At 70.8% G+C, this 24948-nt stretch carries 28 protein-coding genes, 1 tRNA gene and 1 pseudogene; 10 read left to right on the plus strand and 20 right to left on the minus strand.

All coding sequences use genetic code 11. The annotated features are described in order from the left end of the window. The 5 genes from BGO46_RS13485 to BGO46_RS13505 form a co-directional block, all read right to left on the minus strand. A partial coding sequence (locus BGO46_RS13485; RefSeq protein WP_299986281.1) for a TCP-1/cpn60 chaperonin family protein occupies positions 1-608 on the minus strand: 608 nt, incomplete at its 3' end. Between the two features lie 135 nt (positions 609-743). Next, the gene (locus BGO46_RS13490) at positions 744-947 is read right to left on the minus strand and encodes a cold-shock protein (protein ID WP_292675143.1); all 204 of its coding nucleotides are present in this window, start codon (positions 945-947) and stop codon (positions 744-746) included. A gap of 147 nt (positions 948-1094) precedes the next feature. Continuing rightward, positions 1095-1652, minus strand: coding sequence for a LytR C-terminal domain-containing protein (locus BGO46_RS13495; RefSeq protein WP_292675141.1), 558 nt, complete (start codon positions 1650-1652; stop codon positions 1095-1097). Between the two features lie 9 nt (positions 1653-1661). Next, the gene (locus BGO46_RS13500) at positions 1662-1916 is read right to left on the minus strand and encodes a DUF3263 domain-containing protein (RefSeq protein ID WP_292675138.1); all 255 of its coding nucleotides are present in this window, start codon (positions 1914-1916) and stop codon (positions 1662-1664) included. 49 nt (positions 1917-1965) lie between these two features. After that, on the minus strand, positions 1966-2943 hold the full coding sequence (locus BGO46_RS13505; RefSeq protein ID WP_292675136.1) for a DUF2332 domain-containing protein: 978 nt from the start codon (positions 2941-2943) through the stop codon (positions 1966-1968). A gap of 78 nt (positions 2944-3021) precedes the next feature. On the opposite strand from BGO46_RS13505, the gene msrB reads away from it, so the two are divergent. Then, a complete protein-coding gene (msrB, locus tag BGO46_RS13510; protein ID WP_292675133.1) occupies positions 3022-3423 on the plus strand; it encodes a peptide-methionine (R)-S-oxide reductase MsrB in 402 nt (133 codons plus the stop codon). Continuing rightward, positions 3420-3968 (plus strand): annotated as a pseudogene (locus BGO46_RS13515) (nitroreductase family protein); the annotation flags it as partial. The gene msrB and the pseudogene BGO46_RS13515, both read left to right, overlap by 4 nt. 195 nt (positions 3969-4163) lie before the next feature. Here the strand turns inward: BGO46_RS13515 and BGO46_RS13520 are convergent. Continuing rightward, on the minus strand, positions 4164-5114 hold the full coding sequence (locus BGO46_RS13520; RefSeq protein ID WP_292675130.1) for a DMT family transporter: 951 nt from the start codon (positions 5112-5114) through the stop codon (positions 4164-4166). A 205-nt stretch (positions 5115-5319) separates the two neighbouring features. On the opposite strand from BGO46_RS13520, the gene BGO46_RS13525 reads away from it, so the two are divergent. Further along, positions 5320-6066, plus strand: coding sequence for an ABC transporter permease (locus BGO46_RS13525; RefSeq protein WP_292675127.1), 747 nt, complete (start codon positions 5320-5322; stop codon positions 6064-6066). A 25-nt stretch (positions 6067-6091) separates the two neighbouring features. Here BGO46_RS13525 and BGO46_RS13530 read toward each other — a convergent pair. Together BGO46_RS13530 and BGO46_RS13535 are read right to left on the minus strand one after the other, a co-directional pair. Further along, positions 6092-6164, minus strand: a tRNA-Thr gene (locus tag BGO46_RS13530). 47 nt (positions 6165-6211) lie between these two features. Beyond that, positions 6212-7228 (minus strand): thioredoxin domain-containing protein, encoded by a 1017-nt coding sequence (locus BGO46_RS13535; protein ID WP_292675124.1) that lies wholly within the window; start codon positions 7226-7228, stop codon positions 6212-6214. Between the two features lie 266 nt (positions 7229-7494). On the opposite strand from BGO46_RS13535, the gene ugpC reads away from it, so the two are divergent. Next, positions 7495-8595: a sn-glycerol-3-phosphate ABC transporter ATP-binding protein UgpC gene (gene ugpC / locus BGO46_RS13540; RefSeq protein WP_292675122.1), complete on the plus strand. Its 1101-nt coding sequence runs from the start codon at positions 7495-7497 to the stop codon at positions 8593-8595. 92 nt (positions 8596-8687) lie between these two features. Further along, positions 8688-9995, plus strand: coding sequence for a DUF4032 domain-containing protein (locus BGO46_RS13545; protein WP_292675119.1), 1308 nt, complete (start codon positions 8688-8690; stop codon positions 9993-9995). 3 nt (positions 9996-9998) lie between these two features. Here the strand turns inward: BGO46_RS13545 and BGO46_RS13550 are convergent, their stop codons facing one another. The 3 genes from BGO46_RS13550 to cysS form a co-directional block, all read right to left on the minus strand. After that, the gene (locus tag BGO46_RS13550; RefSeq protein WP_292675116.1) at positions 9999-10637 is read right to left on the minus strand and encodes an NAD(P)H-binding protein; all 639 of its coding nucleotides are present in this window, start codon (positions 10635-10637) and stop codon (positions 9999-10001) included. A 68-nt stretch (positions 10638-10705) separates the two neighbouring features. After that, positions 10706-11695 (minus strand): 23S rRNA (guanosine(2251)-2'-O)-methyltransferase RlmB, encoded by a 990-nt coding sequence (gene rlmB / locus BGO46_RS13555; protein WP_292675113.1) that lies wholly within the window; start codon positions 11693-11695, stop codon positions 10706-10708. After that, on the minus strand, positions 11685-13088 hold the full coding sequence (gene cysS / locus BGO46_RS13560; RefSeq protein ID WP_292675110.1) for a cysteine--tRNA ligase: 1404 nt from the start codon (positions 13086-13088) through the stop codon (positions 11685-11687). Before cysS ends, rlmB begins: the two co-directional genes overlap by 11 nt. Positions 13089-13135: 47 nt before the next feature. Between cysS and BGO46_RS13565 the strand changes: the two genes are divergently transcribed. Both BGO46_RS13565 and BGO46_RS13570 read left to right on the plus strand, forming a co-directional pair. Beyond that, a complete protein-coding gene (locus tag BGO46_RS13565; RefSeq protein WP_292675107.1) occupies positions 13136-14080 on the plus strand; it encodes an EamA family transporter in 945 nt (314 codons plus the stop codon). A 180-nt stretch (positions 14081-14260) separates the two neighbouring features. Next, positions 14261-14722, plus strand: coding sequence for a GNAT family N-acetyltransferase (locus BGO46_RS13570; protein ID WP_292675105.1), 462 nt, complete (start codon positions 14261-14263; stop codon positions 14720-14722). 10 nt (positions 14723-14732) lie between these two features. Here the strand turns inward: BGO46_RS13570 and ispD are convergent, their stop codons facing one another. Together ispD and BGO46_RS13580 are read right to left on the minus strand one after the other, a co-directional pair. After that, positions 14733-15917: a 2-C-methyl-D-erythritol 4-phosphate cytidylyltransferase gene (gene ispD, locus BGO46_RS13575; RefSeq protein WP_292675103.1), complete on the minus strand. Its 1185-nt coding sequence runs from the start codon at positions 15915-15917 to the stop codon at positions 14733-14735. A 24-nt stretch (positions 15918-15941) separates the two neighbouring features. Beyond that, positions 15942-16424, minus strand: coding sequence for a CarD family transcriptional regulator (locus BGO46_RS13580; protein ID WP_292897081.1), 483 nt, complete (start codon positions 16422-16424; stop codon positions 15942-15944). A 144-nt stretch (positions 16425-16568) separates the two neighbouring features. Between BGO46_RS13580 and BGO46_RS13585 the strand changes: the two genes are divergently transcribed. Beyond that, entirely contained in the window at positions 16569-17036 is a 468-nt protein-coding gene (locus BGO46_RS13585; protein ID WP_292675100.1) for a DNA modification methylase, read from the plus strand. Between the two features lie 83 nt (positions 17037-17119). Here the strand turns inward: BGO46_RS13585 and BGO46_RS13590 are convergent, their stop codons facing one another. Then, positions 17120-17806: a response regulator transcription factor gene (locus tag BGO46_RS13590; protein ID WP_292675097.1), complete on the minus strand. Its 687-nt coding sequence runs from the start codon at positions 17804-17806 to the stop codon at positions 17120-17122. Further along, positions 17803-19017 (minus strand): ATP-binding protein, encoded by a 1215-nt coding sequence (locus tag BGO46_RS13595; RefSeq protein ID WP_292675094.1) that lies wholly within the window; start codon positions 19015-19017, stop codon positions 17803-17805. The genes BGO46_RS13590 and BGO46_RS13595 overlap by 4 nt, the downstream gene beginning before the upstream one ends. Positions 19018-19199: 182 nt before the next feature. On the opposite strand from BGO46_RS13595, the gene phoU reads away from it, so the two are divergent. Further along, entirely contained in the window at positions 19200-19901 is a 702-nt protein-coding gene (phoU, locus tag BGO46_RS13600; RefSeq protein ID WP_292675091.1) for a phosphate signaling complex protein PhoU, read from the plus strand. 69 nt (positions 19902-19970) lie between these two features. On the opposite strand, the gene BGO46_RS13605 is transcribed toward phoU, so the two are convergent. Continuing rightward, complete coding sequence (locus BGO46_RS13605) at positions 19971-20723, minus strand: phosphoglyceromutase (RefSeq protein WP_292675088.1); 753 nt, start codon at positions 20721-20723, stop codon at positions 19971-19973. Positions 20724-20763: 40 nt separating this feature from the next. Between BGO46_RS13605 and BGO46_RS13610 the strand changes: the two genes are divergently transcribed. Continuing rightward, positions 20764-21606: a class I SAM-dependent methyltransferase gene (locus BGO46_RS13610; RefSeq protein ID WP_292675086.1), complete on the plus strand. Its 843-nt coding sequence runs from the start codon at positions 20764-20766 to the stop codon at positions 21604-21606. Positions 21607-21636: 30 nt separating this feature from the next. Here the strand turns inward: BGO46_RS13610 and BGO46_RS13615 are convergent, their stop codons facing one another. From BGO46_RS13615 to BGO46_RS13630, 4 genes are all read right to left on the minus strand, one after another. After that, positions 21637-22746 (minus strand): FUSC family protein, encoded by a 1110-nt coding sequence (locus BGO46_RS13615; RefSeq protein ID WP_292675084.1) that lies wholly within the window; start codon positions 22744-22746, stop codon positions 21637-21639. Positions 22747-22752: 6 nt separating this feature from the next. Continuing rightward, positions 22753-23832 (minus strand): glycine cleavage T C-terminal barrel domain-containing protein, encoded by a 1080-nt coding sequence (locus BGO46_RS13620; RefSeq protein ID WP_292675163.1) that lies wholly within the window; start codon positions 23830-23832, stop codon positions 22753-22755. A 5-nt stretch (positions 23833-23837) separates the two neighbouring features. Then, positions 23838-24443 (minus strand): FABP family protein, encoded by a 606-nt coding sequence (locus BGO46_RS13625; RefSeq protein WP_292675082.1) that lies wholly within the window; start codon positions 24441-24443, stop codon positions 23838-23840. Positions 24444-24605: 162 nt separating this feature from the next. After that, entirely contained in the window at positions 24606-24896 is a 291-nt protein-coding gene (locus BGO46_RS13630; RefSeq protein ID WP_292675080.1) for a hypothetical protein, read from the minus strand. Between the last annotated feature and the right edge of the window lie 52 nt (positions 24897-24948).

Here is a 24948-nt window from a genome sequence, read left to right on the forward strand (position 1 = left end):
ACGAAGTAGGGGTTGATGTAGCCCTTGTCGAAGCGCATGCCCTCGGTGAGCTCGAGCTCGGTGCCGAAGGTGTTGGACTCCTCGACGGTGACCACACCCTCCTTGCCGACCTTGTCGATCGCCTCGGCGATCAGCTCGCCGATCTCGGGGTCTGCGGCGGAGATGGATGCCGTGGCGGCGATCTGCTCCTTCGACTCGACCTCCTTGGCCGAAGCCAGCAGCTCGTCGGAGATGGCCGCGACGGCCTTCTCGATGCCCTTCTTCAGGGAGATGGGGTCGGCGCCGGCTGCGACGTTGCGCAGGCCCTCGCGCACGAGCGCCTGAGCCAGGACCGTGGCGGTCGTGGTGCCGTCACCGGCGACGTCGTCGGTCTTCTTGGCGACCTCCTTGACGAGCTCCGCACCGATCTTCTCGTACGGGTCGTCGAGCTCGATCTCCTTGGCGATCGAGACGCCGTCGTTCGTGATCGTGGGGGCGCCCCACTTCTTCTCGAGCACGACGTTGCGGCCACGGGGGCCCAGGGTCACCTTGACGGCGTCGGCCAGGATGTTCAGGCCGCGCTCGAGGCCACGGCGGGCCTCCTCGTCGAAAGCGATGATCTTTGCCATAAGTGTGTCGTCCCTCCCGGACGTGAGGATGAGTCTTTAGCACTCGCAAGGATGGAGTGCTAACTCATTCTGGCACTCGGGCATGACGAGTGCAAGCCGCCGCGGACGCGCGGGCAGCGGGGAGGAAACGGGGACTCAGGCGATAACGCGGACCGACTCGGCCTGGGGCCCCTTCTGGCCGGTTCCGACGGTGAACTCGACGGCCTGACCCTCTTCGAGCACGCGGAATCCGGTCATGTCGATGTTCGAGTAGTGCACGAACACGTCCTGACCGCCCTCGACCGTGATGAAGCCGAAGCCCTTCTCTGCGTTGAACCACTTGACGGTGCCGTTGGTCATGCGAAATCTCCTGATGCTGCGGTGGGACTTCGCCATGCTAACCAGCGCGGATGCCGCGAAATCGCCGATCCCGCGACTGTTGACACGCGCGCATCGAAGAGTTCACACGCGTGAAACACACACCGCCCGTCGGGGCGTGCGGCAGGGTCAGCCCGCGTCGGTGCGGTCGAGGCCGATCACGATGACCAGCTGCTTGACCGTCTCGTCGCCCCACAGGCCCGCGTACGCGTCGCTGAGTTCGACGGCCGCTCCCCCGATGGCCTCGGCGAGGCCGCGGGCTGCGCCCTCGTCGGCCGCATCGGAGTAGAACACCGTCGTCGTCGCGAAGTCCTCCGACCCCGCACCGCCCGCCGTGATGTCGTCGGCCGACCAGCCTGCCGCCACGAGCGTGTCGCTCATGGTGCCGGCCAGGCCCTCTTGCGGGGTCGCGTTGAGGATCGTCACCTTGTACGACGTGTCGAGCACCGGGTCAGCCGTGGGCGCGACCGTGGCTACGGGCGCGGACGTCAGCGAGAACGTGATGCGGCCCGTCGCGAACAGCGTGCCGAACACGCCGATCGTCACGAGGACGATCGTGGCGATCGCCGACCACAGCAGCACGACACCGCCGCGCATGCGCGGGTTCTCTGCCCGGTGCGCCCCGACGCGTCCGGCGTCAGCGGGAAGCTCGTCGAAACGGTCTCTCGGCGGCGGGGTCTTGGGCACCAGAGAATGTTACCCGGCCGCGCCTGTGCGCACGCGCGACGCCCGCTCGCGGGCACGCGTCTCGCGCAGCCGCCGCAGCCGGTGCACGAGCAGGGCGTCGTAGGCCGCGGCATCCGGATGATCGATCGCGCGCTCGAGCAGCTGGTAGTAGCGGGCCGGCGTCAGTTCGAGCTGACGGCGGATCGCCTCTTCCTTCGCGGCGCCGTGACCGTTCCAGCGGGATTCGAAGTCCAGCAGGGTTCGGTCGCGGTCAGAGAGGGGCACCATCTCAGGCTACGGTCGGTGCGCGCAGAAACCCGGATGCCACTCGGTGTCACCGCGACATCGCGAGCCAGCCGCCGAGTGGATCGGTCGCGGCGAGCACGTCGCCGTCCAGCGCGAGCGCGAATCCGCCCGGCCACGCGGCGGTGTCGACCGGCGTCGCCCAGCCCTCGTGCAGACCCGGAGCGTCGAGCGTGATCCAGCGGCCGGTGCCGCGGGCGGCCGCGATGAGCTCGTGCCGCGCCACCCACGGGATGTGCGCGAGCACGCCGGGTGTCTGGACGACCAGCGTCGCCTCCGCGGGGGCTGCCGCTGCGACCTCGGCGAGCAGGTCGGCACCGTCGCCCGCGACGAGCAGGGGCGGGTCGGATGCCGCGATGCGCAGCGCCGCGTCGACGCGGTCTGCCCGGCCCGCCTCCCCCGGCCATACGAGGCCGGTGAGCCAGGCGTGCGTGTCGGGCGCGGCCGGGTTGAGCGGGGCGAGGTCGATGCCGGCCCGCCACACGATGTCGGGCAGGGAGACCTCGGGCATCCGCTCACCGCGAACCTCGCACTCGAGCACGACCGGCGACGGCCCGCCGGCGGGGTCGAGGGCGATCTCGCCCGCGGCGCCGCGGTAGCGGTACGAGTAGCGGTCGGGAAACAGGCACAGCCCCGCGCTCGCGCCGATCTCGAGCAGCGCGATGGGCCCGGGGATGCGACTGAGCGCCGGCAGCAGCGCGGCGCAGCGCAGCGGCTCGTTCGTCTGCAACGACCGCTGCTCACATTCACGGACGACGGCGTCGGCGTGCACGAGCACCCAGTCGCGCCACGTCGCGGCGTCGGGCTCACCGGCGCCGAGCAGGCGCGTGACGGCGAACACGAGCGGCGGTTGGCGGTGTCGCGCGGGAATGCGCGCGAGCACGCGCTGCAGCTGCGGGTCGGCCGCGACCTGCGCGGCCCACGCGGCATACAGGTTGGAGCGCCCGGGAGCCTCCTCGCGGGCGAACCGCTCGTACCGCGCGGCGACGGCCTCAGCCTCGGCATCCATGCCCCCAATCATGCCGGTCGCACAGGAACAGGATGGGCGCTCTTCGGGTTGAATAGTGGTGGAGTAGAGGAGTCCCCGATGACCTACCAGGTGAACAAGACAGACGAGCAGTGGCGGGCCGAGCTCAGCCCCGAGCAGTACGCCGTCCTGCGACAGGCGGGCACCGAGCGCGCCTGGACGGGAGAGCTGCTCGACGAGCACCGCGCGGGCCTGTACACGTGTGCCGCGTGCGGGGCGGAGCTGTTCCAGTCGGGCACGAAGTTCGACTCGCACTGCGGCTGGCCGAGCTTCTACGAGTCGGTGCGGCCCGAGGCCGTGCAGCTGCTCGAAGACAACAGCCACGGGATGGTGCGCACCGAAGTGCGCTGCGCGAACTGCGGATCGCACCTCGGCCACGTGTTCCCGGACGGGTTCGGCACGCCGACCGGTGACCGGTACTGCATGAACTCGCTGTCGCTCTCGTTCTCGCCGAAGGCATGAGCGAGGTGTCTGCGCGGCCCGCTCTCGAGGCGGTCCGCGCCCGGCGATCGTGGTCGAAGGTGACCGATGCCGCGCCGGATGCCGCAGAGTTGCTCGAGCTCGTCGCTGCGGCGGGGCGTGTCGCCGACCACTCGTCGCTGCGGCCGTGGCGGATCATCGAACTGCGCGGCGATGACCGCCTCGCGCTCGGCGCGGCGATAGCGAAGGCCGACGGCGACGACAAGCCCTCGACCAAGCCGCTGCGCGCTCCGTTGCTGATCGCCATCGTCGCGAGCTACCGCGACAGCGGGAAGGTGCCGCACTGGGAGCAAGAGGCGGTCGCTTCGGGCGTCGCACACGTGCTGAGTCTGCTGCTGGACGAGGCCGGGTGGGGCGTCATCTGGCGCACCGGCCACTACACGCGCAGCAAGGCCGTCGCGCAGGCGCACGGGCTCGGCAAGCACGAAGAGCTGCTGGGCTGGCTGTACGTGGGCGGCAAGCCCGAGCGCAGTCGCCCCGAGCGGCGCAAAGCGGTCGACGCGAGTGGATTCGTGAGCCGGATGCCCGCCGTCACGACGGTGCCCGATCAGCCGAGCCTGCCTGACCAGCCGAGCCTGCCGGGCGAGATCGCGCACTGGCGCAATAAGCCCGACAAGGGCAAGAAGCACAAGAAGGCCGACAAGGGCGAGAAGAAGAAGGCGAAGAAACCCGATAAGGGTTAGCCGATCCCGGCCGTCAGCGGCCTCGCCCGTCCTTGCCGGTCAGCGGCGGCGCCACGGTGCGGCCGCGACGGCGACCCCCGAGCCGGCGACGATGACCATCGCGAGCTCGATGAGCCATCCCGTTCCCGCGTCGGCGGGCCACAGGGCGTCCAGCGCGAACGCCGTCACCAGCTGCCCCGCCACCGCACCGAGCCCCAGCAGCAGGACGCCGGTGTGCACGACGAGCGCTGCCGACATGAAGATGTAGACGACGCCGACGACCCCGCCGAGGTACAGCCACGGGTCGGTCGGATAGGCGGCGGGCGGGCCCGCGATCACGGTGTGGATGACAGCCACGGCCAGCAGGATCGCGGTGCCGCCGATGAAGTTGACCAGCGTCGCCGTGAGCGGCGTGCCGACACGCTGCCGCAAGCGGCCGTTCGTGGCCTGCTGCCACGCGATGCCGGCACCGGCGATGACCGGCATGACGAGCATCCACCACGGCACCCGCTCGAGCACACCGCCCTGCAGCGAGATCGCGACGGCGGCAAGGGCCAGCCCTCCCCCGGCGACGCGCGGCATCGTGACGGCGACGACGCCGGCGGGGCCGTACCCGATGCGGTCGAGGACGAGCCCCGACAGGGTCTGGCCCGCGACGACACCCACCGTGAACAGTGAGACGCCGATGATCGCGACGGCGAGTCCCTGCGTCTCGACGGTGAAGGCGCCGGCTGCCCCGCCGGCGAGCATCCACCACGGGATCGTGCGAGCGCGCACCCCGGATGCCAGGGCGCGAAAGCCGCGTCTGCCTGCCGGCAGCAGTGCCGACAAGACGATCAGCACGACAAGTCCTGACCCGAAGGAGATGACGGCGGCGGTGAAGCCGTCATCGAGCCGCAGCCCGAGCTGACCGTTGATGCGCGCCTGGATCGCCGTGAGCACGCCGACCAGGACGGCACCGGCGAGCGCGACGGCCGCTGGCAGGCGGTGCGGGGTCGTCGTCACGGCCACCCAGCCTAGCCGGGCGCCGCGATCAGGCGTGTCTGCTCAGTGCCCGCTCAGCGTCCGCTCAGTCGTAGCCGAGAACGCAGATCGCCTCGGTGATGGTCTCGGGTTCGGTGCGGGGGTGCGGCTCTTCCACGTTCCCGAATCTATCCGGATGCCGCAGTCTCCACCCCGACGCATCGCCGGTGAAAACCCACGTAGGCTCCCGCGTGTGACGATCTGGACCGACCTTGCCCCGACCCTGCTGGGCGTCGCGATCCTCGCGGCGATCACGGTCGCCGTGCTGTCGGCCTTCCGGGTCGCGCGTTCGTGGGAGCCGCTGCTGGCGATCGTCCGCGGTGCGCTGCAGTTGGCGGTCATCAGCGTCATCCTGTCGGGGATCATCTCCGACCCGCTGTGGATCGCGCTGGCCCTCGTCGTGATGTTCACGATCGCGTCGGCGGTCGCGACGGGCCGTCTGGGCTGGTCGTGGCGGACGGGCGGGCTGACCGCGGCGGCGATGGCGACAGGCATCCTCACCGCGACGCTGTTCGTGTTCGGCACGCACGCCCTCGAGTTCACGCCGCGCTACGCTCTCGCGATCGGCGCGATCATCATCGGCAACTCGATGAGCATCGCGACCCTGACCGGCCGCGACCTCGTCGCCGTCATCGACGACCACTGGGACGAAGTGGAGGGCTGGCTGTCGCTCGGCGCGACGCCGCGCCAGTCGACCATCATGCTGGCCCGCCGCGCCGTGCGCGAGGCGCTGATCCCCTCAATCGACCAGACCAAGACGACGGGCCTGGTCGTGCTGCCGGGCGCCTTCGTGGGGGCGATCTTCGGCGGGATCTCGCCGCTGGAGGCGGGGCGCTTCCAGATCGTCGTCCTGGCGGCGATCCTGGCCGCAGGGTCAATCACGTCGGTGCTCGTCGCGCACTTCCTGGGCGACGTGCGCACGCGGCCCATGCGACGCTGACGCGGCGCGGCGGTCGGTGAGACGGTGCCGGCTACAGGACTTGAACCTGCAACCCCCTGTTTACAAGACAGGTGCGCTACCAATTGCGCCAAGCCGGCGGGGCGGCATCCAGTCTACGGTGCCGGGCGGTGCCTGCTGTGACGACTTACGGGGTGACGGATGCCGTCGGTGTCGGCGTCGCGCTCTGCGCCTTGGCGGACTTGCCGCTCGCGGTCGTGAGCACGAACTGCGAGAACTCGGCCGGGTCATCCGACGCGCCGACGTAGGCCTGGCCGTTCACGGTGACCAGCGAGTTGCCCGTCAGCGCAAGGCCGTCGGTGCCGTCGATGCCGGCGACGGCGCTCTCGGTGGACGTCTTGACCCACGAGGCGAACGCCTCGGTCTCGATGCAGTCGCGCAGCCGCGTCAGGTCGTCGCCGCCGTTGGCCTGCGCGAGATCGGCGAGCATCTTGTCGGAGAGACCGTCCGAGTCGATGCTCGGCTGACGCTCGAGCAGGTCGGCGTTGAACGCGAAGAAAGAGTCCGGCGCATACGTGGCGACACACGCGGCGGCACTAGCCGCGCGCAGCGAGTACTTGGTGCCGTTTGACTTCGCCGTGAGCATCGCGACCGGGTGGTAGGTGAGCGTCACCGCGCCGTCGGTGACCCAGGTCGACAGCTGCGCCGAGTTGGCCAACTGCCATTCGCGGGCGGTCGGCGACAGGTAGTCGACGTACACGTGGATCTCGACCGGGGCGGTCGTCGTCGGAGTCGGCGTCGGGGTCTCGTCACCCTGGACCTCAGGCTCCGCCGTCGGAGTCGGCGTCGCCACTTCGGCGAGCGAACCGAGCGCGGCCGATCCGGTGATCGCGGTCACGGCGAACCCGCCGTCGTCGGCGCTCTTGGGCGTGAGCTGCGGGCGGCTGACCGCGCCACTGATCGTCCACGACACGACGACGGCCACGACAGCCACCGCCGCCACGGCACCCGTGATGAGGGCGACCCGGCGCGCGATGCGCGCCCGCGACTGCTGCACGTGCACCTGCTGGGCCTTCTCGCGCACCGCCTCGCGGCGGCCCGGCACGACCTGCGTCTCGCCGGTCGGCGTGACCTCGTTCGCGGGGGTCTCCGACGTCGCCGATTCGTCGCTGGATGACGCGTTCGGGGTGTCGTCGTGGGACATGGGACCTCTCGGAGAACTGCGGGGTGCGCGGCGACGACTCGTCGAGGCGCTCGGTCGCCCCGGGGACGGCGACATTCACGATGCTACGGCGCCACCCTGGGAAATGCCCAGACGGGGCCTCTCGCTTCGATGTCAGCTCGGCACGATCCACTGCCGACACGTGCGATAATGACCCTGCGCCCAACGATGGGCGTGCGGGTTAGCCCCCGCTCATTCCATCACTACGGATCGTCCGGCACGTACCTGCCGGTGAAGGAGAAGAACAAATGGCATCCGTCACGTTTGACAACGCCACCCGCCTCTACCCCGGAGGCACCCGCCCCGCGGTCGACAAGCTGAACCTCGAGGTCGCCGACGGCGAGTTCCTGGTCCTGGTCGGACCGTCCGGTTGCGGTAAGTCCACGTCGCTGCGCATGCTGGCCGGCCTCGAAGAGGTCAACTCGGGCCGCATCCTCATCGGCGACCGCGATGTCACCGACATCCCGCCGAAGGACCGCGACATCGCGATGGTCTTCCAGAACTACGCGCTGTACCCGCACATGACGGTCGCCGAGAACATGGGCTTCGCCCTGAAGATCGCCGGCGTCGGCAAGGAAGAGCGCGCCCAGCGCGTGCTCGAGGCCGCCAAGCTGCTCGACCTCGAGGAGTACCTGACCCGCAAGCCGAAGGCCCTCTCGGGTGGTCAGCGTCAGCGCGTCGCGATGGGTCGCGCGATCGTCCGTCAGCCGCAGGTGTTCCTCATGGACGAGCCGCTGTCGAACCTCGACGCCAAGCTGCGTGTGCAGACCCGTACGCAGATCGCGTCTCTGCAGCGTCGCCTGGGCGTCACGACGGTCTACGTCACGCACGACCAGACCGAGGCTCTGACGATGGGTGACCGCATCGCGGTGCTCAAGGACGGCCTCCTGCAGCAGGTCGGCTCGCCGCGTGACCTGTACGAGAAGCCGAACAACGTGTTCGTCGCCGGCTTCATCGGCTCGCCCGCGATGAACCTGTTCCCGGTCGACCTCGCGAGCGCCGGCGGCATCCAGTTCGGCACCGCTGTCGTCGACGCCGACATCGACAAGCCCACGAGCGCCACGCAGGTCACCGCCGGTGTGCGCCCCGAGGACATCATCGTCAACCCGGCCGACGGCCAGGGCCTGTCGGTGACGGTCGACCTCGTCGAGGAGCTCGGCGCGGACGGCTACCTGTACGGGCACACCGACATCAGCGGCAAGCGCACCGACATCGTCGCGCGCGTTGACGGCCGCAACCACCCGAACGCGGGCGAGACCGTGGTCCTGGCCCCCGTGCCGCACCACGTGCACGCATTCGACATCGAGTCGGGCGAGCGCCTCACCAAGAAGGCGATCGCTTCGGCGTGATCCGACACTGACACGACGCGGGTGGCTCCCGGTATTGATCCGGGGCCCCCGCGTCGCGTCATATCCGACCCGCACGAGATCGGGAGCAGCACGTGGCCGATTCGCTCAGCATCACCGCCAGCAGCATCGACGCGGGCCTGCTGGCCCTGCCCTGGGCGACGCCGCTCGACGAGTGGCGCAGCGACCACATCGTGTCGCTGCCGAAGGGGCTCTCGCGCCACCTCGTGCGGTTCGCGAACCTGTCCGGCCGCGTGGTCGCCGTCAAAGAGACCACGGGCGAGATGGCGCGTCGCGAGTACGAGATGCTCGGCATGCTCGCGCGCCTGGATGTCCCCTGCGTCGACCGCGTCGCGGTGATCGACGGCCGCAGCACGCCGCGCGGCGAGCCGCTGCCGGCAGCTCTCGTCACGGCGCACCTCAAGTTCTCGCTGCCCTACCGCGCCCTGTTCACGCAGACGCTGCGCCCCGACACCGCCGGGCGCCTCGTCGACGCCCTCGCGGTGCTGCTCGTGCGCCTGCACACGGTCGGCTTCTTCTGGGGCGACGTGTCGCTGTCGAACACGCTGTTCCGGCGGGATGCCGGCGCGTTCGCCGCCTACCTCGTCGACGCCGAGACGGGTGAGCTGCACGAGGCGGGCCTCACCCGCGGCCAGCGCGAGCACGACCTCGACGTCGCCCGCACCAACATCGCCGGCGAGATCATGGACCTCGAGGCCGGCGGGCGCCTGGAAGGCGGTGTGGATGCCATCGCGATCGCCGACGGCATCATGTCGTCGTACCGGTCGCTCTGGGCCGCGCTCACCGATCAGGAGACCTTCTCGGCCGGTGAGGCGTGGCACATCACCGAGCGCGTGCAGCGCCTGAACGGGCTCGGGTTCGACATCGGCGAGATGTCGATCCAGCAGGATGCCGACGGCACGCGCGTCTCGATCCAGCCGAAGGTCGTCGACGCCGGCCACCACCAGCGTCGCCTGCTGCGTCTGACGGGGCTCGACGTCGAAGAGAACCAGGCCCGGCGCCTGCTCAACGACATGGATGAGTTCCGCGTGCGCGTGTCACGCCTCGGCTCTGACGAGGAGATGGTCGCGCACGAGTGGCTCACCCGCGTGTTCGAGCCCGTCGTCAAGGCGATCCCGTGGGACCTGCGCAGCAAGCTCGAGCCCGCCGAGGTGTTCCACCAGGTGCTCGAGCACCGGTGGTACATGTCTCAAGAGCGGGGCCGCTCGGTGCCGATCGCCGAGGTGCTGTCCTCGTACGTCGACACCGTGCTGCGCCACCGCCGCGACGAGGCGACCCTGATGGGCCCGCCCACCGAGACCGTGTCGATCCCGATCATCACCGCGCCGATCGGCACGCACGACGACGATGACGACGAGATCGACTGGCGCGACCTCGTCTGAACGTCAGTACCCGACGGTGAAGCGCTCGCGGTGGTGCTTCGGCTGCTCGATCTCGTCGAGCACGGCCACCGCGAGGTCTGCGCCGGAGATGTAGGACTCCCCCGCGGCATCCGTCACGAGCACGTCGCCGCCGTCACGGTACACACCCGTGCGCTCGCCCGGGTTCCAGGCGCCGAAGCTGCCCGCGGGGTGCACGAAGAACCAGTCCCGGCCGGTCTGCTCGCTCTGCAGGTCTTCCAGCACGCCGATCGCCTCGAGCGCCTCGGCCTTGAACTCCTCGGGGAAGCCGCTGTCGACCAGGCGCGGGCCGCCGGGGGCGACGAGGCTGCCACCGGCACCGCCGATGACGCCCAGGCGCACGCTCTCGGGCAGCGAGTTGTTGAGCGCCTCGAGGTTGGGACGCATGAGTCCCTCCATCGTGCCGCGCGGCGAGACGGCGCTGACGACCACGTCGACGCCCTCGAGCTGCGTCACGAGGCTCGGCACGTCGAGCAGGGTGCCTTCGATGTACGTCGCGCCGGCGACGCGGTCGGTGGGCACCGAACGTGCGATCGAGAGAACGCTGTGACCGCGTTCGACCGCCTCGGCGACGATGTAGCGGCCGGCGTATCCGGTTCCGCCGATGACTGCGATGAGGGCCATGGATCTTCCTTCCGTCGAGTGACGTCGGTAACAGCCGCGGCGGGGGCGCGTCTATTCCCGGGAAGGCATCATTCCGATGCCGCGCGGATCGTCGCGACCTGATACAGCGCGACGGATGCCGCAATACCGGCGTTGAGCGACTCGGTCGCCGACGAGATCGGGATAGACACGATCTGGTCGCACGTCTCGATCACGAGGCGCGAGAGCCCCTTGCCCTCGGATCCGACGACGATCACGACGGGGCGGTCGGCGAGTTCGAGCGCCGGCAGCGACACGTCACCGCCGCCGTCCAGGCCCAGCACGAACACGCCCTGCTTCTTGAACTCCTTGAGCGTCGTCGTGAGGTTCGACGCCATCGCGACGGGGATGCGGGCGGCTGCCCCCGCGCTCGTCTTCCACGCGGCCGAGTTCACTCCCGCCGAACGGCGCTGCGGGATGATGAGCCCCTGACCGCCGAATGCGGCTGTCGAGCGGATGATCGCTCCGAGGTTACGCGGATCGGTGACGCCGTCGAGGGCAACCAGCAGCGGCGTCTGGCCCGTCTCGACGATCTGCTCGAGCAGGTCTTGCGGGTGCGCGTACTCGTACGGCGGCACCTTCAGCGCGACGCCCTGGTGCACGCCGTCGAAGCCTGCCATGCGATCGAGTTCGGGGCGGGTCACTTCCATGACGGGGATGCCACGGTGCGTCGCGATCGACAGCATCTCCTTGACCCGGTCATCCATCTCGACACGCTGCGCGATGTAGAAGGCCGTCGCGGGGATCTTCGCGCGCAGCGCCTCGAGCACCGAGTTGCGGCCCGTCACGTTCTCGGTGTCGTCGCCCGCCTTCGCCTTGGGCGCACGGTTGATGCCGGCCACCTTCGGCTTCGGCTTGCCGCCCGCCGCCGCGTACCGCTCGGCCGCGGCCTTGCGCTTGCCGGCCGGGTGCCACGCGCGGTCCTCGGCTTTCGGCGTCGGTCCGCGCCCCTCCAGCGATCGCTTGTTCTTGCCCCCGGATCCCTTCGTGGGACCCTTCCCGCCCTTTGCGGCGCCCGGGCGCCCTGGCTTACCGGCCATCGAGACTCCAATGTGTTCCGTGTGCTGTGTCTTCCAGGACGACCCCGGCCGCCGCGATCGCGTCGCGGATGCGGTCGGCTGCCGCCCAGTCCTTGTCGGCGCGCGCCTGTGCGCGCTGCGTGATCATCGCCTGCACGAGCGCGTCGAGCGCCTGCGTCTCGGCGCCAGCCGCGGCATCCTGCCACTGCGGATCGGCGGGATTGAGGCCCAGGACGCCCGTCATTCGGCCCACCTCGACGAGGGCGCGCGCGGCGGCATCCCGGTCGTCGGTGTCGAGTGCCGCGTTGCCCGCGCGCACCGTCTCGTGCACGACGGCGAGCGCCTGCGGCACGCCGAGGTCGTCGTCCATCGCGCTCGCGAACGCCTCGGGCAGGTCGGCCGCCACGAGCGGCGTCGCGGTGCCGAGCACGCGCGCCGCGCGCTGCTGGAACGTCCGGATGCGCGCGAGCGCGGCGTCGGCCTCGGCGAACGTCGTCGGGGTGATCTCGAGGCTCGACCGGTAGTGCGCGGCAGCGAGCGCGTAGCGCACCACGAGCGGATCGGTCTCGGCGAGCACGTCGTGCGCGAGCAGGAAGTTGCCGAGCGACTTCGACATCTTCTGGTCGCCGACGGTCACGAGCCCGTTGTGCAGCCAGTAGCGCGCGAAGCCGTCACCGGCGGCCGTCGACTGGGCGAGCTCGTTCTCGTGATGCGGGAAGCGCAGGTCGATGCCGCCACCGTGGATGTCGAACTCGGGCCCGAGATAGCGCCTGCTCATCGCCGAGCACTCGATGTGCCAGCCGGGCCTGCCCGGCCCCCACGGAGACTCCCAGACGGCGTCGGCCGGCTCGCCGGGCTTGGCGCCCTTCCACAGGGCGAAGTCGCGCGGGTCGCGCTTGCCCCGCTCGTCGGCGTCGGCGGCGGGCTCCATGGCATCCACGCTCTGGTGCGTCAACGAGCCGTACGCGGGCCACGAGCGCACCGCGAAGTAGACGTCGCCGGCGTTGGCGTAGGCGTGCCCCGCGTCGATCAGCCGTGCGATGAGCTCCTGCATCTGCGGGATCGAGCCTGTCGCGCGCGGCTCGTACGTCGGCGGAAGGATGCCGATCGCGGCATATGCCGACGAGAACTCCCGCTCCATGCGATAGGCGAGCGCCCACCACGGCTCGGTGGGCGTCGCGTTGGTGAGCACCTTGTCGTCGACGTCGGTGACGTTGCGCACGAACGTGACCCGTCCGAAGCGGCGCTGCAGCCAGCGGCGCAGCAGATCGAACGCGAGCGCGGCGCGCAGGTGATGGATGCCCGGCCCTGACTGCACCGTCGGGCCGCACACGTACATCGTGACGTTCGCGGGATCGAGGGGCGTGAAGTCGCGCAGGGCCTGCGCCTGAGTGTCATAGAGCCGGACCGTCACCGTTCCAGCCTACCGGCGAGGCCCCGCGCAGACGTGAGGGTCACGCGATGCGCTACAACGGAGATGTGCTGCACGTGATCGCCGTCCTCCTCGCCGCGGTGCTGTTCGGGACGACCGGCACATCGCAGGCGCTCGGCCCCGACGGCACGACACCGCTGGCTGTCGGCGTCATGCGCATCGTCATCGGCGGGACCGCCCTCGCTCTGCTGGCGTTCCCGCTTGCGTCACGGCACGCGAAGCGGCATCCATCTGCCACGCGGCCCCGCCTGGGCATCCGCCCCGCGCTGCTGATGGCGCTCACCGGACTGTGTCTGGCCGTCTATCAGCCGCTGTTCTTCCTCGGCACGGCGCGCAACGGCGTCGCCGTCAGCACGGTCATCGCGCTCGGGTCGGCGCCCGTGCTCGCGGGGCTGCTGGAGTGGGCGCTGACGCGCCGCCTGCCGAGCGCGACCTGGATCGGGGCGACGGCGCTCGCGACGACCGGCGTCGTGCTGCTGGGCTTCGGCGGATCGGCGGGGTCGGGCGGCACCGATCCGGTCGGCGTGGCAGGCGCGGTCGGCGCAGGCGCCAGCTTCGCCGTCATCGCCAATGTGCAGCGCCGACTGCTCGATGCGGGGTGGGATGCCTTCACCGTCGTCGGCGCGATGGGGGCGAGCGCCGCGGTCGTCGGCGCACTCGCGATGCCGCTGGTCGACCTCTCGTGGCTGGCGCAGCCGCGCGGCTGGGCGATGGCGCTGTGGCTGGGCCTCGCGACGGTTGCGGCCGCGTACACGCTGTTCACCTGGGGGCTCCAGGGCCTGTCGGCGGCGACCGCCGCGACGCTGACGCTCGGCGAGCCGCTCACGGCCTCGGTCCTGGGGCTCACCGTGCTCGGCGAGCACCTCTCCGCGCTCGCCACGGTGGGCCTTGCCGTCCTCGCCGCGGGGCTCGCGATGCTCGCGTGGGGCTCGCGCCGCGTGCGCGACCCCGAGCCGTTCGCCGTCGAGGGGTGAGCCGCGGCCGAACTGCAAGGTCGCCGCTGCGACCGAACTGCAAGGCCGCGGCCGCGACACGCCGGGGCATCCCGCCGTCGCCACGGCGTGTCGTCCACGATCCCTTGCAGTTGCGAACGAGCGGGCCGAGGGCTGACCGCGCGACACACGCCCGACACACGGGTGCGCCAGGCTGGGATCATGACCCTGCGCATCGCCGTCGACGATCTGAGTGGAGCGCCCACGCGCGCGCTGCTCGCCGCACATCTGGCGGGCATGCAGCAAGGTTCGCCCCCGGAGAGCGTGCACGCCCTCGACCTGGCCGCGCTGCGGCAGCCCGAGATCACGGTGTGGTCGGCGTGGCGGGGCGACGATCTGGTCGGCGTCGGCGCACTCAAGCAGTTGGATGCCTCGCGGGGCGAGCTGAAGTCCATGCGCGTCGACGAGCGCTTCCTCGGCACAGGCGCGGGGCGTGCCCTGCTGCGGCACATCATGACGGCGGCCGCGGAGCGTGGCATCCGCTCGCTCTGGCTTGAGACCGGCTCAGAGCCCGCCTTCGCACCGGCGCGCGGACTGTACGCCAGCGAGGGCTTCGTCGAGTGCGGGCCGTTCGATGGCTACCTGCCCGACCCGCTGTCGACGTTCATGACGCGCGAGCTCTGAGCGGTACTTCTCAGCGCGGGACGACGAGGGCGACGGCGAACGCCGCGACGCCCTCCCCCGCACCGGTGAAGCCGAGGCCGTCGGTCGTCGTCGCCGACACCGCCACGGGCGCGCCCAGCGCTGCCGTCAGCGCGGCCTCCGCCTCGGCGCGGCGGGCGGCGAAGCGCGGCCGGTTCGCCTGCACCTGCACCGACACATTCCCGATCTGGAATCCGGCGGCTTCGACCAGGCCGCGCGTCTGGGTCAGGAAGGCAGCCGCGTGCGCGCCGGCGAGCTCGGGGCGGTCGGTGCCGAAGTGGGTGCCGATGTCGCCGAGGCCCGCCGCGGCGAGCACGGCGTCGACGATCGCGTGCGCGACGGCGTCACCGTCGGAGTGCCCGTGCAACGACGGCTCACCCGGCCACTCCAGCCCGGCAAGCCACAGGGTGCCGTCGCCGCCAAAGGCGTGCACGTCGGTGCCGAGTCCCACGCGCGGCAGGATGCCCACGGGTGCCGCCGCCTGGCCGACCAGCGTGCGCGCGCGCTCGAGGTCGGCGGGCGTCGTGATCTTGAACGCCCGCTCGTCGCCCGCGACCGTCGACACCGCGATGCCGGCCGCCTGCACGAGCGCGGCGTCATCGGTGTGATCGTCGGATGCCCCGGCGTACGCGGCATCGAGCACGGTGCGCCGGAAGCCCTGCGGCGTCTGGGCCGCCGTCAGGCTCGCCCGGTCGACGGCCTCGACCACGGCATCCCCGTCGACACGCTTGATCGTGTCGATGACCGGCAGCACCGGCAGCACGGCGTCGCGGCCGCTCTGAAGTGCCGCGATGACGCGCGCGAACACGGCGGGCGGCGTCAGCGCACGCGCGGCGTCGTGCACGAGCACGTACTCGACATCGGGCCACACCGCGGCAAGTCCCGCGGCGACCGACTGCTGTCGCGTCGCACCGCCGGCGACGACGCTGACGAGGTCATGCCGGTCACCCGCCGCCTCGTGCGCATCGGTCAGCGCATCGCCCACGCGACTGGCGGGCGCGACGATGACGACCTGCGCCTGCGGCGCGGCGAACACGCCCGTCAGGGCGTGTCTCAGCACGGTGTGCGCGTCGATGCCGACGAAGGCCTTCGGTGCGGCGGCGCCGAGCCGCTGGCCCGACCCTGCGGCCACCACGACGATCGCGACACGGGGCACCGGGATCACGGAGGACATCATGCCTCCGAGATTACCGAGCCTGCGTCAGCTGGCGAGAACCTCGTCGAGGACGCCACCGGCGTGCTCTTCGTCAGCCTTGAGCGCGAGGGCGATCTCAGACACCAGGATCTGGCGCGCCTTCGCGAGCATGCGCTTCTCGCCGGCGGACAGACCGCGGTCCTGGTCGCGGCGCCACAGGTCGCGCACGACCTCGGACACCTTGATGACGTCGCCGGAGGCAAGCTTCTCGAGGTTCGCCTTGTACCGGCGCGACCAGTTCGTCGGCTCTTCGGTGAATGCCGCACGCAGCACGTCGTAGACGCGGTCCAGACCCTCCTGGCCGATGACGTCGCGAACGCCGACCAAGTCGACGTTGTCAGCCGGGACCTCGATGATGAGGTCTCCCTGCGTGACGTTGAGCTTCAGGTATTTCTTGGTCTCGCCCTTGATGATCCGGTCTTTGACCTCGATGATCGTCGCGGCGCCGTGGTGCGGATAGACGACCGTCTCGCCAACCTCAAAAAGCATGCAGTTATGTCCTTTCGGCAACCTCCAGGATACCACAGCGTGCATACGCTAAGGTTCGCCGATTGACCCGGCAGACACGCCATGAGAAACACCGAAGTCCCCCCTAGAATGGACACGCACTGCCAGACATCCCTAGGAGGATCCGTGAAAACGCGCCGTCTCGCGCCCGTCGCCCTCGCCGCCGCGCTCCTGCTGGGCATGACCGGCTGCAGCATGATCTCGCCGCAGGCGACCACACTCTCCTACTCGCCGGCCGACGGCGTCAACATCCCGGCATCCGGCCCGCTCGAGGTGCGCAACGCGCTGCTGGTCGCCGACGAGTCCGGCTCGGCGGCGAACTTCCTCGCCGCGATCGTCAACGACACCGACGCGACGGCGACCCTCATGGTCGGCATCGACGGCGTCAATAAGAGCGTGCGTGTTCCCGCCAAGACCACCGTGAGCCTCGGCTTCGACGGCGCCGACCCGCTGCTGTTCGAGGGCCTCGACACCGTGCCCGGCACCGACCGCGACATGACGTTCCAGTCCGGCGACGGCGAGGGCGTGCTGCAGGCCGTCCCCGTGCTCGACGGCACGCTCGACTACCTCGCGGACTTCGTCCCGGAGGACTGACCGCGCGCTGCGCGAAAGCTGCGCAAGCTCAACGAAGCCCCGGCCCGTTTACGAACGGACCGGGGCTTCGTCGTAGGTCCCGTTTACGCCTCGAAGCGGTAGCCGAGCCCGCGCACGGTGAGCAGCATCACCGGCTCGCCAGGGTTGCGCTCGATGCGCGAGCGGATGCGCTTGATGTGCACGTCGAGCGTCTTGGTGTCGCCGAAGTAGTCGCTCCCCCACACGCGGTCAATCAGCTGACCGCGGGTCAGCACGCGGCCGGCGTTGCGCATGAGCACCTCGAGCAGCTCGAACTCCTTCAGAGGCATGGGGATGATCTCGCCGTCCACCGACACCGTGTGGCGATCGATGTCGATCACGACACGGCCGCCGTCGACGATCCGGTCGTCGAGGTCGACCTCTTCGCCGACCTCCGAGCGACGCAGCACAGCCCGCATGCGCGCGAGCAGCTCGCGCGACGAGTACGGCTTCGTGACGTAGTCGTCGGCGCCGAGCTCGAGACCGACGACGATGTCGACCTCAGAGTCCTTCGCTGTCAGCATGATGATCGGCGTCTTCGAGGTCGTGCGGATGACCCGGCAGACCTCCGTCCCGGGCATCCCGGGCAGCATGAGGTCGAGCAGCACGATGTCGGCGCCGCGCGCCGAGAAGGCCTCGAGGGCGGCGGGGCCGTCTTCGGCGATCTCGACGTCGAAGCCCTCGCGGCGCAGAAGGTAGGCCAGCGGGTCGGCGAGGTCGGGTTCGTCCTCGACGATCAGGACGCGGGTCATGGAGTCTCTCCCTTCACCCGCGAGACCTCGCGGGCTTCCTTCAACTTCTTCTTCTTTTTCTTCTTGCGGCGCTTGAGCTCGAGTTCAGCGCCTTCCGGAGCATTGATCGCGGGTAGCCGTACCGTGAATGTCGAACCGCGCCCCGGGCGCGACCACAGCTCGACCTCGCCGCCGTGACGCTGCACGGCATATTTGACGATCGACAGGCCAAGGCCCGTCCCACCGGTGCGCCGTGAACGCGCCTGATCAGCACGATAGAACCGTTCGAACACGCGCTGCTGCTCGCTCTCGGGAATACCTATGCCCCGATCGGTCACCGCAATCTCGACGACGCCGTCGATCGCGCTCACGCCGACCCCGACCTGCCCGCCCTCGGGCGAGTAGGCCACCGCGTTCGCGACGAGGTTGGCGATCGCCTCGGTGAGCACCTGCACGTCACCGCGGACGTACGCGCCGCGCACGCCACCGCGGGCGATCGTGATGCCGGCACCGGCGGCAGTGATCGACTGCGACTCGATCGCGCTGGCGACGACCGCGTCGACCGACACATCGCGCAGTTCGGTGAGGTCGTCGGCCGACTGCAGCCGCGACAGGTTCATGATGCGCGAGGTCAGCTGCCCGAGACGGGCCGCTTCACCGGCGAGCCGGCCCGCGAAGTGCCGCACCTGCTCGGGGTCGTCGGCGGCCGACTCGATCGCCTCGGCGAGCAGGGTGACGGCGCCGACCGGGGTCTTCAGCTCGTGGCTCGTGTTCGAGACGAAGTCGCGGCGCATCTCCTCGACCCGCTCATGCTCGGTGATGTCGCGCACGACGACAAGAGTCAGCCGGGGCGTGATGACGCTCGCGCGCGCCGTCACGAGGCGTTGCTCGACCCCGCGCCGCAGCCGCATCGACCCGGTGTCGGCGCTGTCGGTGCGACGCGCCGAGCGCACGACCGCGCGCAACTCGTCGCTCGGCAGCGAATACCCCTCGAGCATGCCGAACATCTCGGCGGGGGTGGATGCCGCGACGATCAGCAGCGACGTATCGACGACGACGGCTACCTCGTCCATCCCCTGCAAGACCGCCCGCGCACCGTCGGGCAATTCGAGGGATGCCTCCACGCGTGCCCGGTCGCGGGCGCGCAGAGCGATCAGCACGAGAGCGGCCAGGCCACCACCGATCAGTGCACCCAGCGCGAGCGCCACGAGCGCCACCTGCGTCGAGTCCATCCCCCCAGCGTAGGCTGGGCCCACACCTACGGCCGACGCATGACGAATGTCCCGGCGTCACCGTGTGCACTGTTCACCACAGCAGCACCGTTCGTTAACCTTCGAACGGCAGGATCAGCGCGGCCCGGTATCGCCGGAGAACGCGATCCGATCGCCCCTGACAGCCCAAGGAGAGGTTCCTGATGCGCGAAGTCTTCCACCAGTCACTCGAGGACGTGCAGGCGCGTCTGGTCGAGATCTCTGAGCTTGTCACCGTCGCCATTGAGAAGGCGACGCGTGCGTTCGGCTCGAGCGATGTCACGCTCGCCGAAGAAGTCATCGAAGAAGACCAGGTCATCGACGACAAGGCGATCGCGCTGGACGAACTGGCCATCCAGATCCTCGCGCGTCAGCAGCCGGTCGCCCGCGACCTGCGCATCGTCGTCGCAGCGCTGCGCGTGAGCGCTTCGCTCGAGCGCATGGGCGACATCGCAGAGCACATCGCGCAGCTGACCCGCATGCGCTTCCCCGAGCGCGCCATCCCGAAGGGCCTGAAGAGCACCTTCACGAAGATGGGCGAGCTCGACGTCGAGGTGTCGCGCACGCTCACCGAGCTGCTGCGCAACGAAGACCTCAGCCTCGTCGAGACGCTGCGCGCCCTCGACGACCAGCTCGATGACCGCCACCTCGCCGTCTTCGAGAAGGTCCTCAGCGAGAACTGGCAGGGCGAGGCCGGCGCGACCGTCGACGCCACCCTGGCCAGCCGCTACCTCGAGCGCTTCGCCGACCACGCGCTGTCGGTGGCCAAGAAGGTCGCCTACCTCGCGACCGGCGACTGGACCAGCGACACCGACTCGATCAACGCCCTGGTCGCCGAGACGGCACCGGCCACCGACGAGGGCTGAACACTTCGACAGAAAACGGGAGGGGACGCCAGGTGGCATCCCCTCCCGTTTTTGTGACGTGTGCGCGCGTCAGGCCTTCTTGCCCTGGTTCGCGACCGCGGCGGCGCCGGCAGCGGCGGCCTCGGGGTCGAGGTAGCGGGCGGGCTCGAGCGGCGTGAAGTCCTCGCCGAGCGTGTAGACCAGCGGGATGCCCGTCGGGATGTTCAGCTCGGCGATGTCGGCGTCGCTGATGCCGTCGAGGTGCTTGACCAGGCCGCGCAGCGAGTTGCCGTGCGCCGTGACGAGCACGGTCTTGCCGGCCGCGAGGTCGGGCTTGATGTCGGACTCCCAGTACGGCAGCATCCGGTCGATGACGATCTTCAGCGACTCGGTGTCGGGCACCTCACCGTCGATCCCGACGTAGCGCGGGTCGCCCACCTGGCTGTACTCGTCGTCAGCGGGAAGCGGCGGCGGCGGAACGTCGAACGAGCGGCGCCACAGCATGAACTGCTCGTTGCCGAACTCTTCCAGGGTCTGGGCCTTGTCCTTGCCCTGCAGCGCGCCGTAGTGCCGCTCGTTGAGACGCCACGAGCGCTTGACGGGAATCCACAGCCGGTCGGCGGAATCGAGCGCGATGTTGGCGGTCTGGATGGCGCGGCTGAGCACGGAGGTGTGCAGGACGTCAGGCAGGATGCCCGATTCCTTCAGCAGCTCGCCGCCGCGCGCGGCCTCGGCCTTGCCCTGCTCGGTGAGGCGGACATCCACCCAACCGGTGAACTGGTTCGTCTTGTTCCACTCGCTCTGCCCGTGGCGGAGGAGGATCAACGTGTAGGGAGCGGTCATGCCGCCATCCTATCGATCCGGGCGCTGGCATCATGGGGTGATGTCGCCGGAAAAAGCTCCGCCGCCCGCGCGGGGCGTGGTGGGTCAGATCACCCGCGGCACGACCAACACGAACCGGCTGCGCCGCATCGATCGGTGGATCGCCCGGCACCCCGTGTTGCGCCGCGCGAGCGACCCGCTCGTGGTCGATCTCGGCTACGGCGCGAGCGGGGTGACAGTGCTCGAGCTGGAGGCGCGCCTGCGCCGCGCGCGGCCCGACGTCGAGGTCGTGGGGCTCGAGATCGACCCCGCGCGCGTGGCCCGCGCGAGCGCGCAGCTGGCCGACGTCCGCGCCGGGGCGACGTCGTTCGCGCCCGACGCGCACGTGTCGTTCGCGCGCGGCGGCTTCGAGGTTCCGCTGCCTGCGGGGCGGCGCGCGGCCGTGATCCGCGCGTTCAACGTGCTGCGCCAGTACAACGAGGGCGAGGTGCCGGATGCCTGGGCACGCATGTGCGCGCGCCTGCAGCCGGGCGGCATGCTCGTCGAGGGCACGTGCGACGAACTGGGGCGCGTGTGCACGTGGATCGAGGTGGGGCCGGATGCCGCGCCGCGCACCCTCACGCTGTCACTGCGGCTCGCGGGGCTGAACTCCCCCTCGATCGCCGCCGAGCGCCTGCCGAAGGCGCTCATCCACCACAACGTCCCCGGCGAGGGCGTGCACGCGTTCCTCGCGGCGCTGGAGACCGAGTGGGTGCGCGCGGTGGCATCCTCGGCGTTCGGCCCCGAGCACCGCTGGCGCACGGCGCTGCAGGCGCTCGCAGATGCCGGCTGGCCCGTGCAGGGCCGCGCGCGCTGGCGTCTCGGTGAGGTCACCGTGCCGTGGAGGATCGTCGCGCCGAAGTAGGCGTCAGGTGCGCGGCAGCGCCGCTGTGGTTCACGTGCGCGGCAGAGCCGCGCGGGCCTCGGCGGTAGGCATCCCCGCCGCGGTCATGAGGTCGACGGCGAGGGGGCGCAGCGCTCCGATGAGGTTCTGGTCGACGCTCGACCGGCCGGCGGCGAGCGCGGCCGCGTCGAGCCGCGACGCGACGGCGCGCACCGCTTCGCGCGCGGCGGGCTCGTAGGCGATGTCGGCGAGCGACTCCGAGATCATCCGCGCCCCCGCGCCGAGCTCGGTGAGCAGGTCTGCCGCGACGGGGCGCGCCACACCGTCGTCGCACAGGTACACGACTCGCCGGCCGATCACCCGCAGGTTGCGGATCGCGAGGTCGAGCTGCGCCCGGATGCGCTCCTGCCGCTCGAACTCCGTGCGCTGACTGCGCAGGAACGGCGAGATCCGAGCGATCGCGATTCCCGACTCGATGCCGGCGCGCCAGGCATCCACGGGCCCCTGCAGCGCGCGCGCCTTCATCAGCCCCCGCTCGGCGCGCCGCGGATCGGCGCGGCGCAGGGCCTGCACGAGCGTCGTCACGGCCTGATCGAACGCGGCGAACACGTCGGCGCCCTCGCGCGTGATCGCGCGCAGCGGGCTGCGCGGGATGAGCGCGGTCACCAGCAGCGCCGCGATGCCGCCGACGACGCCGTCGATCAGGCGCAAGAACGGCACGCTCGCCGGGATCACCATGACGATCGCCGACTGGATCGCCGCGGCGATCGCGAACGCGGGCTGCTCGGAGAGGAACCGCGCGACGATGAGGGTCGCCGCGAGCGTGAGCCCCAGCTGCCACCAGCCGATGCCGGCGACGAGCACGATGAGCTCGGCGATGAGGATGCCCACGATCATGCCGACGACGGTCTCCAGCACGCGCAGGGGCCGCGCATCGCGCACGAGGCCGAGGCTGGAGATCGTCACGGTCGCCGCCAGCAGCGGCACCGGGTGACCCAGCAGATAGTGCGCGAACGCGAAGGCGACCGTCGCGGCGATCGTGATCTGCGCGATCGCCGGCAGCGACTCGCGCACCCGCTCGGCGCCGCCGCGCGGCGACAACCGTGCGCGCAGACCCGTGGGCACGGCCGTGGTCTCGGGCGTGGGTTCAGACCCGCTCATGACGCCTCAGCGGCGGCGCGAGAGGCGCGGCAGACGGGGCACGGCGGCGGTGCGCCCGGCATCGGGCGGCACGATCGTCTCTTGCGCGGCGGCGACCGTGCCGTCGTCGGTGGTCACCACGAGGGTCGCGTCAACCGGTGTCGTGCGCTTGATCAGCGCGAGCGCGATCGGCCCCTCCTCGAAGTGGCGGGCTGCCGACGTGACGGCGCCGACGATCTCGCCGTCGAGCGCGACGTCTGCGCCGGGGGCGGGCAGTGTGCCGTCGCTGCCGTCGAGCTGCAGAGCGACGAGGCGGCGTGGCGGATGCCCCAGATTGTGCACCTTCGCGACAGTCTCCTGCCCGCGGTAGCAGCCCTTGTCCAGGTGCACCGCGGTGCGCAGCCAGTCCACTTCGTGCGGCAGGGTGCGCCCGTCCGCTTCGCGGTCGGCGCGCGGCCGCCACGCTGCGACGCGCAGCGCCTCGGCGGCGATCAGGCCCGCGAGGGGCTGCTCGCCCGCGGCGGCCGCGTCGGCGATGCGCTCGTACTCGGCGACGTCGACGATCGCCTCCGCCCAGTCACGCTCGGCGCCCGGATGCGGGTCGACGGCGGCGTAACCCCAGCCGCCTGCGGCGATTCCCGGCCACGGGTCGTGCCAGACGGCGGCCGCGCGCAGCCCCGCGACGGCGGCGGCCGTGCCGGCGACGACGCGGTGCGTCTCGGAGGCATCCTGCGGGTCGACGCGCAGGCGGAAGCGCATGCGCGTCAGCCAGGTCAACAGCGCCTGCGCGCGAGACCGATCGACGATCAGCCACGTCACCTCGCCGTCGTCGACGACGGCCGCGGCGTGCTCGACATGGCCCTGCGGGTCGAGGACGAGAAGCTCGGTGCTCGCTGCGGGTTCGAGGGCCGTCAGAGCCTGCGACGTGATCGAGTCGAGCCAGCTCAACCGGTCGGGGCCGGTGACGGTCAGCACCGCGCGGGACGCCAGCGGCGCGAGCGCGCGGCCGGCGGCGAGATCACGCTGCTCGCGGTGCGGCGAGCCGACGTGGACGAGTCCCTCGTCGTCGACGACGGCGCCGGGCACGGCAGCGAACGGGTCGGACACGTCGCTCACTCCGCCCGGGCCAGGCGCGCCGACGCGTGCGAGGCCAGCGTGCCGCCGAGGGCGGCGATGTCCCAGGCCCACAGCAGGTGGCCGTCGACGAGTCCGTACATGCGCGTCGCGGCGGTGTACGCCTTCGCGCCGGAGGGGCGCACGATGGCATCCGTCGCCAGGTCGATGCGCGGGCCGCGCACCTGCCCGAGGTAGAGCTCGCTGATGCCGTCGGAGTGGACGATCGCGACCTCGAGCTCGAAGCCGCCCTCCGCGCTGCGCAGCGCCTCGACGTCGTCGGCGGTGCGGCGGGTCTCGCGCGCCGCGAGCGGCGGCAGCAGCGCGGGGCCCGCGTCGAACTCGTCGGCGGGCCGCGCGAGACGCCAGTAGCCGGTCTCGGCGACCAGGGGCGTGCGGGCCTCGCCCTCGCCGAGCAGCCACGCGCTCGCGGCGTAGTTCACGTAGTCTCCGCCGTCATGGCTGAAGCTCACGCGGTGGGCGAACTCGCCGGTGACGTGCGTGCCGCCGACCTCGTGGTCGATGACGCCGGTGCCCTCCCAGACGCCCAGCAGCCACGACAGCGGGACGATGTCCGCCGGGAGATCGGTCGGAAGGTCGATCACGGCGCTCAGCGCTGGCCGCGGTACAGGTTCTTGATCACGACACCCGACACGAAGACGATCGCGAGCGAGGCGAGCGCGAGCAACCCGACGAAGAAGAGTTCGAGTGCAACGAGGTCCATGGCTTCACTCTATCGCGTCGCGCCGTACCGGCGGCTCATCGGCTCACACCGAGAACAGGCTCGCGAGCCCCAGGCCGAGCCCGATCAGGCCCATCACGAGCATGGCGCCGAGCACGCTCGCCGCGACCCGGCGGATGAACCCCTCGGCGTGACCGCCGAGCAGCTGGATCGTGAAGGCCAGGATGAGGCAGCCCGCCAGGCCCACCGGCATCCATGCCGCGCGCCATTCGCTGGGTGCAGCCAGACCGATCGCGACGGCGATGACGGCGGCGGCAGCCCACACCGCCACGATGCCGCCGAGACCGGCACGCGGGGCGAGGCCTGGAATCGTCATGGTTCCATCATGACCGACGGATGCCTCCGATGCATCCGCACGCGGCGCCGGC

This window comes from Microbacterium sp. 70-16 (genome assembly GCF_001898315.1).
Taxonomy (GTDB): Bacteria; Actinomycetota; Actinomycetes; order Actinomycetales; family Microbacteriaceae; genus Microbacterium.

What these genes read in the sequence shown, in the direction of transcription:
- BGO46_RS13505 (WP_292675136.1), bottom strand. Translation starts at nt 2,943, where the DNA reads ATGGATGCCGAGGCTGAGGCCGTCGCCGCGCGGTACGAGCGGTTCGCC.
- BGO46_RS13630 (WP_292675080.1), bottom strand. Translation starts at nt 24,896, where the DNA reads ATGACGATTCCAGGCCTCGCCCCGCGTGCCGGTCTCGGCGGCATCGTG.
- BGO46_RS13595 (WP_292675094.1), bottom strand. Translation starts at nt 19,017, where the DNA reads ATGGACTCGACGCAGGTGGCGCTCGTGGCGCTCGCGCTGGGTGCACTG.
- ispD (WP_292675103.1), bottom strand. Translation starts at nt 15,917, where the DNA reads ATGATGTCCTCCGTGATCCCGGTGCCCCGTGTCGCGATCGTCGTGGTG.
- BGO46_RS13535 (WP_292675124.1), bottom strand. Translation starts at nt 7,228, where the DNA reads ATGTCCCACGACGACACCCCGAACGCGTCATCCAGCGACGAATCGGCG.
- BGO46_RS13570 (WP_292675105.1), top strand. Translation starts at nt 14,261, where the DNA reads ATGACCCTGCGCATCGCCGTCGACGATCTGAGTGGAGCGCCCACGCGC.
- BGO46_RS13565 (WP_292675107.1), top strand. Translation starts at nt 13,136, where the DNA reads ATGCGCTACAACGGAGATGTGCTGCACGTGATCGCCGTCCTCCTCGCC.
- BGO46_RS13605 (WP_292675088.1), bottom strand. Translation starts at nt 20,723, where the DNA reads ATGACCGCTCCCTACACGTTGATCCTCCTCCGCCACGGGCAGAGCGAG.
- ugpC (WP_292675122.1), top strand. Translation starts at nt 7,495, where the DNA reads ATGGCATCCGTCACGTTTGACAACGCCACCCGCCTCTACCCCGGAGGC.
- BGO46_RS13590 (WP_292675097.1), bottom strand. Translation starts at nt 17,806, where the DNA reads ATGACCCGCGTCCTGATCGTCGAGGACGAACCCGACCTCGCCGACCCG.
- phoU (WP_292675091.1), top strand. Translation starts at nt 19,200, where the DNA reads ATGCGCGAAGTCTTCCACCAGTCACTCGAGGACGTGCAGGCGCGTCTG.
- BGO46_RS13610 (WP_292675086.1), top strand. Translation starts at nt 20,764, where the DNA reads ATGTCGCCGGAAAAAGCTCCGCCGCCCGCGCGGGGCGTGGTGGGTCAG.
- BGO46_RS13550 (WP_292675116.1), bottom strand. Translation starts at nt 10,637, where the DNA reads ATGGCCCTCATCGCAGTCATCGGCGGAACCGGATACGCCGGCCGCTAC.
- rlmB (WP_292675113.1), bottom strand. Translation starts at nt 11,695, where the DNA reads ATGGCCGGTAAGCCAGGGCGCCCGGGCGCCGCAAAGGGCGGGAAGGGT.
- msrB (WP_292675133.1), top strand. Translation starts at nt 3,022, where the DNA reads ATGACCTACCAGGTGAACAAGACAGACGAGCAGTGGCGGGCCGAGCTC.
- BGO46_RS13615 (WP_292675084.1), bottom strand. Translation starts at nt 22,746, where the DNA reads ATGAGCGGGTCTGAACCCACGCCCGAGACCACGGCCGTGCCCACGGGT.
- BGO46_RS13490 (WP_292675143.1), bottom strand. Translation starts at nt 947, where the DNA reads ATGACCAACGGCACCGTCAAGTGGTTCAACGCAGAGAAGGGCTTCGGC.
- BGO46_RS13580 (WP_292897081.1), bottom strand. Translation starts at nt 16,424, where the DNA reads ATGCTTTTTGAGGTTGGCGAGACGGTCGTCTATCCGCACCACGGCGCC.